The organism is Pontibacterium sp. (assembly GCF_041587635.1).
Taxonomy (GTDB): Bacteria; Pseudomonadota; Gammaproteobacteria; order Pseudomonadales; family Balneatricaceae; genus Pontibacterium.
In genome coordinates this window covers 1-9,099 of the sequence record NZ_JBFGYC010000105.1, presented here as the reverse complement: position 1 = coordinate 9,099, position 9,099 = coordinate 1, and the positions used below count along the sequence as shown (strand labels likewise).

Below are 9,099 nucleotides of genomic sequence, written 5' to 3'. Positions count from 1 at the left end.
CTTTCGCTGCTGCGAGGTCCACAATCTGATCACCGATTGCCACACCACCACGGAATGCTTCATCGCTACCCTGACGACGGAACGCCGCAAATGGCAGGTTCTGGATTGGGAAATCACACTGGGCATCGTTTGCAGATGCAACCCAGCTGGTGAGGTTTAGATCATGAGTCTCGTTCAGTGCAGGCATTCTGCCTTCCTCCATAATTCTCGCCGTAAAGACGTATCTGACACCTTTTCCTGCATAACAGGAGCGGTTTTCGTTAACCTTTTTCGGGGCCAGATCACCCTAGCATAAAAACAGTAAAGGCCCACCTTTAAAAATTGCACAAGAACGTTGCGTAAGTCGCTGTTCTTATACCATTTTGCCGGTGAGCCTGAGTATTGCGTTATTTAACGCTTATTGTGCAGGAATGTGCTTGCGTGCAGTCTGCATCGCTTCGGACAGCACTTCCTGATCACCGATGTGGTTACACAGCAACAGAATCAGTCGTGCATTCACATCGACGCTCTGCTCATCGGTCAAATCACGATGAAGATCTGTCAGTTCCTGATAGAAATCATCTGGACGCGGCAGATTTGGCTCGGTAATAAGTTTAGTCATTGTCATCTCTCTTTCTTATTGTCCGTTACTTAGCCAGCGCTTTGTTTTGCGCTGCAACTACCGCGGCTTTATCAAAGCTGCGCATACGTGCTGTTACCAACTGGTCAGGACGCATCAGATAGAAGGTACCGCCCTTCGCATCCAAACGTTCTTTCACCACACCCACGGAATCGATCAGCAGTTCTACGCCTTCTGGCAGTGCGATATCCATGTCATGGCTGGCAACGATGTATGACTTAACCGGTACATCTTGCTGAGCGAGTTCACCCAACTGAGCCACCGCTTCAGCGGTCAGATCATTGCGGCTATCAACAAACAACATGCCATTGAACACGTTACCCAATGCACCCAGCAGGAAGCCTTCTTCACCGTTACGCTTCACCGGACCATCAGTACAAGGTGCACCGACAACCACTTTACAGTTAAAGCTGCCATCATCTTCGGTGTTCAGAGACGATTCTGTCAGGAAAGGCGGCACAGACAGGCGACCACTGTTCACCAGCGGACGGGCGAAGGTGTAATCTTTTGCCAGCCACAGGACCGCATCGCGGAACGCACGGTTAGCACCGTTCTTCGGCGTAATGAAGTCTGTACTGCGCGTGGAGTTCAGGATGTTCTCATCTGCGGCGAACGCACGCTCTTCGGAGTACGTATCAAGCAGGCTATCGTCCGCCTGACCGTTCATCACTGCCTGCAGCTTCCAGGTCAGGTTATCAATGTCTTCGATACCGGAGTTCGCACCACGCGCACCGAATGGAGACACCTGATGAGCCGCATCGCCAGCGAAGAAGATACGACCGTGACGGAAGTCGTCCATACGACGGCAGGTAAAGGTGTATACAGACGCCCATTCCAGTTCAAACTCAACATCTTCACCCAGGAACGCTTTAACACGTGGAATGATGTTTTCCGGTTTCTTCTCTTCTTCCGGATCAGCATCCCAACCCAGGTCGAAGTCGATACGCCATACGTTGTCAGCCTGACGGTGCAGCAGTGTAGACTGACCTTCGTGGAACGGCGGGTTGAACCAGAACCAGCGCTCTGGTGGGAATTTCTTCGGATCCATAACAACGTCAGCGATCAGGAAGCGATCCTGGAAAATCTGACCTTTGGATTCCAGACCACAGGCTGCGCGGGTTTTGGAACCCGCACCGTCACAGGCGATGATGTAATCCGCTTTCAGCGTGTACTCGCCTTCCGGGGTCTCTACAGTCAGTGTGACTTCGTCGTCGTTCTGCTCAACACCAGTGACTTTGTTTTTCCAGCGCAGATCAGCTTTTTCCAGTTCGTTAACGCGATCAACATAGTACTCTTCCAGGTAGTACTGCTGCAGGTTGATGAAACCCGGACGACGGTGATGTTCTTCAGGCAGCATATTGAAGCTGTAAATCTGCTCACTTTCGAAGAACACTTTACCCACATTCCAGGTTACGCCTTTATCAACGCAACGCTGACCCACACCCAGGCGGTCAGAAATATCGAGGAAACGTTTGGCGTAGCAAACTGCACGAGAACCAACACTTACAGTGTTGTTATCGTCCAGTACAACAACAGGGATGTCGTGAATTGCAAGGTCAATTGCAGCAGCCAGACCCATTGGGCCTGCACCGATCACAACCACTGGGTGTTTTACCGGCTGTGCAGCGTCTTGGTCTGCAGAGCGGATATAATCGAACTCAGGAAAAGTGTATGTGTTAAGCATCGCTTGGCACTCGTATTATTGTTATGGGACCTGCTGACAACTCCCCCTAAACCCTCTCAGGACCTGTCAGCAGATTCCTTAATTTTCAGCGTTTGGAATCGCGCTTAGTACGGTAACCAAGATAGCGGATTTGGGGCGGTCGATAATCCCTCTCACGAGCACAAAATTATTTCTTCAGGGGAAACAAAGCCGACAGAACACAACGCCCCAAAAATACAAAACCTCCTTTACCTTCAAATAGATAACCCAAATTCACGCGCTTTGAGTCGCGATACACAAAGCACCAGATACCGAACAACTGCAGAAATCTTTTGCCAATTGTTCAGCAATAGAATCAATCTTGCGGCCACTGCTGCTGCAAATTTTGCTCCAGCCATGCCTGAAAGAACTCGATGAACGCACTGACTTTTGGTGAGATATATTTGCGATCCGGATACACCGCAAAGATTGATAGCTTTTCAGGTTCATATTGCGGAAAGACCCGCACCAGATCGCCGGACTCAACAAAGCGCGCAATCACAAAATAGGCCAGATTGGCGATCCCTCGATTTGCCAGCACGGTCTCCCGAACCACCAAACTGTTATTGGCTTTTACATCACCGTCTACTTGTACCGTACAACGTCTCCCTTCCCGCTCCAGCGACCACTGGTTCGCGTTGGAAGCATGCACAAACACCAAACAGTTATGTTTCTTGAGATCCTCTGCACACTCGGGTGTCCCGTTTGCTTCCAGATACTCTGGCGTTGCACAGATAAACATCGGAACTTTGGAGATTTCACGCGCAATCAGACTAGAATCAGGCAACTGCGGATCCGCAATACGAATCGCCAGATCAAAGCCATCACGCACCAGATCGGGCGCTCGATCATCCAACGTGATATCAACCTGAATATCCGGGTAGGACTCCATAAAGGCAGGAATGGCTTTAGCCAGCTGCATCTGACCAAAGGTCATGTTGCAGTAGATCCGCAGAACACCTCTAGGCTGCCCTTGCAATTGAGACACAAGGTTTTCTGCTTCTTCTACCTGACTGATTATCTTCTGACATTTTTCGTAATAAGCCGCCCCCACCTCTGTGACGCTTAGACGGCGCGTAGTTCGCTGCAAAAGTCGTGCACCGATATGCTGTTCCAGATGAGAGATCTGCTTACTGACCGAAGAGCTGGAGATGCCCATCTCCTCTGCGGCCAGCGAAAAGCTTTTAAGATCCACAACCCGCACGTAAATATTCATGGCAGACAACACGTCCATAACGTCTCCTACTCCTGCATCTGAAGCCAGATTTCACACTAGCAGCGGCCAACCGGCGAAACAAGGGATAAAGCACCACAAACGCCCCAATACAGAGCACTGTACTTTCAACACTTTATAAATAGAAAAACGGCGCTGGGTTTGCACCTCAGCACCGTTTTCGGGGCGGCTCGCCTGTCACACAAGGGACAGCTTACCGTTCAATATGTCGTGCCACCGAACAACCAAGTAGCAGACAACTGTCAGAAGATTAGTCCTGCAGCTTGTCCCATACTTCCTGATCGCGCTCATCAGTCCAGATGCGCGGCCAGTCAATACCGTCAAACTCATCCCACAGACGCTGAACGTCGAATGGCAGACAGTGCTCAAAGATCGGCCACATACCGAACTTAGGATTCAGGTGCTCGTGAGTTGCTTCAAACGCTTCTTTTACAGTACCGCCGCGCTTGTGAACTTCACCCACTTTTTCGATCATGCCGGTCAGGAAGCCACGGGTCTGCTCGATCGCCGCATCAACTTCATCACGACCGCGTGCAACTGCACCACGACCGCCAACCAGAACTTCTGCTTCGTATGCTTTAACTTTGTCCAGAGTCTCAGAAGACCAGTCAAAGTGGAACGCATCACCGGTATACAGTGCAGCAGCAGCTTCTACCAGATCGCCTGCGAACAGAACTTTCTGCTTAGGGATCCAGGCAACGATGTCACCTGCAGTGTGGCCGCGACCACAGTATTCCAGTACCAGGTTACCGCGATCACCACCCAGAGGGATCTCCAGACGATCGTTGAACACGATGTCAGGGTGAGTCAGACCTTTAATGCCGTCTGGTTCACGGAACAGACGAGGCATACGACCGTATTCGGACGCCCAATCCTGCATACCACGTTCTTCGATCAGGAACTTGGTCTGTTCATGCGCGATGATGGATTCTGCGTTGTATGCTTCTGCACCCAGAACACGTACCGCGTGGTAGTGAGACAGAACCAGATACTTAACAGGCTTGTCAGTGTATTCACGCAGCTGCTCCAGCCAGTCACGTGCCGCTTTAGGCGTTGCACGCGCTTCGAATGCTACGATGAAGTCTTCACCTTCAACTGCACAAACGTTTGGGTCACCTTCAGCGGTCAGTGCATAGATGCCATCACCCAGAATTTCCAGTGTTTCAGTTTTTACACCGAGGTCCGCGGAGGACGCAAAGGGCTTCTTCGCCATATCTGATTCCTATCGTTAATCTTTATTTAATTCTGATTATCTCAAAAGAGAAAGCATAGAATATCTGTTCCTTGGCTTACTGTTCTTCGCAGCAGACACCAGAAACCGGATTGGATAAAGATACCTCAATCCAACGCAAACATAACCTCGAACAATTGAAGAATATATATTCCCCACTGGAAACAATGCTCTGTTTCACGCCGAAAAACCAACCTTTTAATGCACTTTTTAGAAACAATCAATCCTGTTTTTAGTACCTCGCCACCCTTTCAGGCGACAAGATCACGCATCTGTCTGGCATAAAAAAACGCGACCCACCTTGCGGCAAAATCGCGCTTTCTGATACAGACCCGACTTACTTAAGCGGCACAACCAGCACTGGTCGCTTGGTATGATGCATCACTTTATTTGCGGTAGACCCCAGCAGGAACTGGCTAACACCACTGTGAGTGCGGGTACCCATCACGATAACATCTGCGTCGATATCATCCGCCACTTCAAGGATGGTTTTCCATGGCGTACCTTCCTCAACACGCGCAATCGCCTGACCTTCAGACAGCATTTCACTCTCTTCCAGCTCAGTCTCACAGAACCGTTCGATACGCTCTTTCAGCTTATCACGCAGGTTCTGAATGCTTTGATCGTGCATCTCATGCAGTGATTCATCGTTCATCATCGTATTCACGATGCTCTGAGCAGATGCACTCAGCGGCTCAAGCACGTGTAGGAACGTAATTTCAGAGTTGTAGTGACCACAAAGGCTCACTGCAGCACGAAATGCCGGACGGGAGCCCTGATCAATATCAGATGCATACAGAATTTTTTTAACTTGAGGCAGCATGTCAGACTCCTTTCCTCTGTCTCTTATCAAACAGAGTGATATGACAAGGGGGCCCTCAGGCCCCCTCGGGTATAACGTTATCGATATAAAAGCTCAGGCAGGAACAAAGAGATAGGCGCGATCAGGGTTACCAGAACCAGGCGCACAATATCAGCACACCAGAACGGGGTTACACCCTTAAAGATGGTGCTCGCCTTAACATCCCGCAACACGGCGCTGAGTACGAAGACGTTCATACCCACCGGCGGCGTGATCAGACTGATCTCTGTTACGACCACAACTACGATACCGAACCACACCAGATCAAAACCTAAGCTCTGAACCAATGGGAAGAAGATCGGCACCGTCAACAGCATCATCGACAGACTCTCAAACACCATACCCAGTACGATGTAGATACCAAGAATCGCGAAGATAACCATCATCGGCGATACATCCAAGCCCTGAACGAACGCCAACAAGTCGGATGGCAGACCCGCACGGTTGATGAAGTTGGAGAAGATCAGCGCACCAATCAATACACCAAACAGCATCGCAGACGTACGACCGGTATCGGTCAGAATGTCGAACAGGCTGGCAAACGTCAGCGTCTTACGGGACAACGCGATCAGGAATGCACCACCCGCACCGATACCTGCAGCTTCTGTTGGCGTGAAGATACCCATATAGATACCACCCATCACGATGGTAAACAGGATTAACACACCCCAAACACCGTTCAGTGCTTCCATACGCTCAGGCCAGGTCAGCTTCTCACCGCACGGGCCCGCCGCAGGATTACGCCAAACTACATATCGCACAGCACACAGGTATAAGAGAATACCCATAAAGCCTGGAATAAAGCCGGCAGCAAACAACTCACGAATACTGGTTTCAGTCAGCAGCCCGTAAATTACAAGAATAACGCTTGGCGGGATCAAGATCCCCAGCGTACCACCCGCTGCAATTGATGCAGTTGCCAGAGAATCGGCATAACCGTATTTACGCATCGGAGGCATGGCTACCTTAGCCATCGTCGCAGAGGTCGCCAGACTTGAACCACAGATCGCGGAAAAACCGCCACACGCAACAACGGTTGCCATGGACAGACCGCCCTTCCGATGGCCCAAGAAGGCATTGGAAGCACGGTATAACTCGTGGGACAAACCGGACTTGGTGACCAGGTTACCCATAAGAATAAATAGAGGAACAACGGACAGACTGTATTCCTGCGCGGTATCAACCACACGCTTAGCAGCCATGGACAGTGAACCTGTCCAGCGGAAGTCGCCCATGTTGTCAAAGGTCAAACCCTGCATGTACGCAAAGCCGAAGAAGCCCACGATCCCCATGGAAAACGCAATCGGGATACGCACGATGACGATCAGGACCAACAGAATAGCAAAGCCGATCAGTGCTACTGTCATGCTGAAATTACCTGTCTAACTTTATAATAATCGTTATTTAGTCACGAGAGAGGAACAGGAGGCGGTATACGCCATAGGTGATCATTGCACCTGCTGTTACCCAGCTCATCACAGCAATGTACTGAATAATGAGACCTACCGGCAGCTCGAGGTATTCAGTTACCTCATCGCGACGCATTGAACGCTCAGCCAGAAAATAGATCCGCTCACCCAGAAAATAGAGAGATGAAGACATCAGAAATGCGGACAGCAAGCCCAGCACTTTAAGAAGCACGCTACCCAGCATGCGATCAAGAATATCAACGACTACGTGGCCACCCCGCCAGGTAATAACTGGCATTTCAGCAAAGACCAAAATGGCGATGCCGATCTCTGTCAGCTCTGTGGCGCCATCAACGGAGTTGTCAAAGAAGTAGCGGCCGAACACGTCTGCACACGTCAGAACCATCAGCAGAAACAGTGTAACAGCAGCTACCAACTCCAGAGCAAAGGCCAGCCACTTGACTGGCCCTTTCTCTTCGTAGTGCGCTGTGACCCAGGCACTAAATGACATACGGTGACTCCTTATTTACCGTAAGAGCGAGCGATGGAACGCAGCTCAGTCAGAGCAGCTTTCGCATCTACGCCACGATCAGTAACGTGAGAGACCCAAGCGTCGTCCATACCTTTAGCAAGACTCTTGAACTCTTTCGCCATTGCACCATCAGCAGCCACTTCGTTCAGGTTCACGCCTGCTTCTTTAGCAGCCACGTAACCTTCAGCATCACCTGCATCCCATGCGCGACCTGCCAATGCAGACAGCTTCTCACCAGACACGCTCATTACAGCCTTACGATCTTTCTCGCTCAGGCCGTCCATGAAGTCAGGGCTAAGGAACATAGAGAAGCTACCCAGGTACATACCACCTGGCAGTGCAACTACGTTACGAGCAACTTCTTTCAGACGCAGTGTTTTCTGCTCACCCATAGGGATGAAAACACCGTCGATAACGCCCTGCTGCATCATTTCGTATACTTTCGGAGCCGGTGCACCTACAGCGGTCACGCCCAGACGCTTACCGATTTCACCCTGAACACCACCGCCGATACGGATTTTCTTGCCTTTCAGGTCGGACAGGGAGTCAATTGGCTTAGCCATGTGAATCTGGCCAGGACCGTGTGTGAACAGTGCCGCCAGTACCAGACCCTCGTGCTCGTTCGCTTTGGTGAAGTATTTTTCGTTTACGCGCCAGTGAGCGATGGAAGCGGCTTCAGCGCTGACACCCAGACCAGGCTGCTCAACAACCTGAGTCAGCTTGAAGCGACCCGGTACGTAACCGTGGTAGCTGAAGCTTGCGTCTACAACGCCATCTTCAACCAGTTCGAACATAGTTTTTGGATGACCCATACCATATTCGATTTTAATTTTTACTCGACCTTCGGTCGCTTCCTCAACCCACTTGCCCCAAGTAGGCCAAACAACAGCATTCTGAGGGTGAGTCGGCGGCAGCCAGCTTGCTACACGCATGACAGTTTCTGCCATTACAGAAGTGGACAAAGTCAGACCCAAACCTACAGCTGCAGCTGTTTTCAGGAAATTTCTTCTTATCATTGGTTTTCTCTCCTGGCTTTAAAGACACGCTTAAACGCGTGGTTTGCTTATTGTTATATGAAGTAAGACGCAGGCACTACCTGCTGGGCCCAGTTATACCAGCACTAAACTGACGGAACCCTGAATATCGAGCATAACTCAGGTTATGCTACAAACGAAGCACCTGTTGCACCAAACTTTGTATCAATTGCCTTTCGTAGAACATTCGGGGTCATACGCGGCCACAAATATTGATCGCAATCAAAGATACTCCACTTCCATCATCGGCAGAAGCCGAAAATGGATCATAAGACTCTTTCCTTTAAGGAAAATATACAGTTGAGCCTCAAATATTAATTAACATATTAATTAATATCAAGACTCAAATGCGAATTCCGTTACCAATAAACATCTTTTAACACATCAGCAAGCTTTTCACGTGCTTCACCAAAGTGATTCACGCTGTCTTCATATGCATCCCTTGCCAACGTATAGCGCTCCATCTGATCAGTATT

The 9,099-nt window shown here is 50.0% G+C and carries 8 protein-coding genes and 1 pseudogene; all 9 read right to left on the bottom strand.

Features of this window, described 5'->3' with window-relative positions; all coding sequences use genetic code 11:
• Nucleotides 1-187 (bottom strand): annotated as a pseudogene (locus ABYW01_RS07520) (fumarylacetoacetase); the annotation flags it as partial.
• Between the two features lie 210 nt (nucleotides 188-397).
• Nucleotides 398-601, bottom strand: a complete 204-nt coding sequence (locus ABYW01_RS07515) for a DUF2783 domain-containing protein (RefSeq protein WP_193953237.1) — start codon at nucleotides 599-601, stop codon at nucleotides 398-400.
• A gap of 25 nt (nucleotides 602-626) precedes the next feature.
• Nucleotides 627-2,303, bottom strand: coding sequence for an FAD-dependent oxidoreductase (locus ABYW01_RS07510; protein ID WP_372831867.1), 1,677 nt, complete (start codon nucleotides 2,301-2,303; stop codon nucleotides 627-629).
• 334 nt (nucleotides 2,304-2,637) lie between these two features.
• Nucleotides 2,638-3,555, bottom strand: a complete 918-nt coding sequence (locus ABYW01_RS07505; RefSeq protein ID WP_372831866.1) for a LysR substrate-binding domain-containing protein — start codon at nucleotides 3,553-3,555, stop codon at nucleotides 2,638-2,640.
• 250 nt (nucleotides 3,556-3,805) lie between these two features.
• On the bottom strand, nucleotides 3,806-4,768 hold the full coding sequence (locus ABYW01_RS07500; RefSeq protein WP_372831865.1) for an MBL fold metallo-hydrolase: 963 nt from the start codon (nucleotides 4,766-4,768) through the stop codon (nucleotides 3,806-3,808).
• Between the two features lie 355 nt (nucleotides 4,769-5,123).
• Nucleotides 5,124-5,609, bottom strand: a complete 486-nt coding sequence (locus ABYW01_RS07495) for a universal stress protein (protein WP_372831864.1) — start codon at nucleotides 5,607-5,609, stop codon at nucleotides 5,124-5,126.
• 77 nt (nucleotides 5,610-5,686) lie between these two features.
• Nucleotides 5,687-7,015: a TRAP transporter large permease gene (locus ABYW01_RS07490; protein WP_372831863.1), complete on the bottom strand. Its 1,329-nt coding sequence runs from the start codon at nucleotides 7,013-7,015 to the stop codon at nucleotides 5,687-5,689.
• A gap of 37 nt (nucleotides 7,016-7,052) precedes the next feature.
• The gene (locus ABYW01_RS07485; protein ID WP_372831862.1) at nucleotides 7,053-7,568 is read right to left on the bottom strand and encodes a TRAP transporter small permease; all 516 of its coding nucleotides are present in this window, start codon (nucleotides 7,566-7,568) and stop codon (nucleotides 7,053-7,055) included.
• 11 nt (nucleotides 7,569-7,579) lie between these two features.
• Complete coding sequence (locus ABYW01_RS07480) at nucleotides 7,580-8,605, bottom strand: TRAP transporter substrate-binding protein (protein ID WP_372831861.1); 1,026 nt, start codon at nucleotides 8,603-8,605, stop codon at nucleotides 7,580-7,582.
• Between the last annotated feature and the right edge of the window lie 494 nt (nucleotides 8,606-9,099).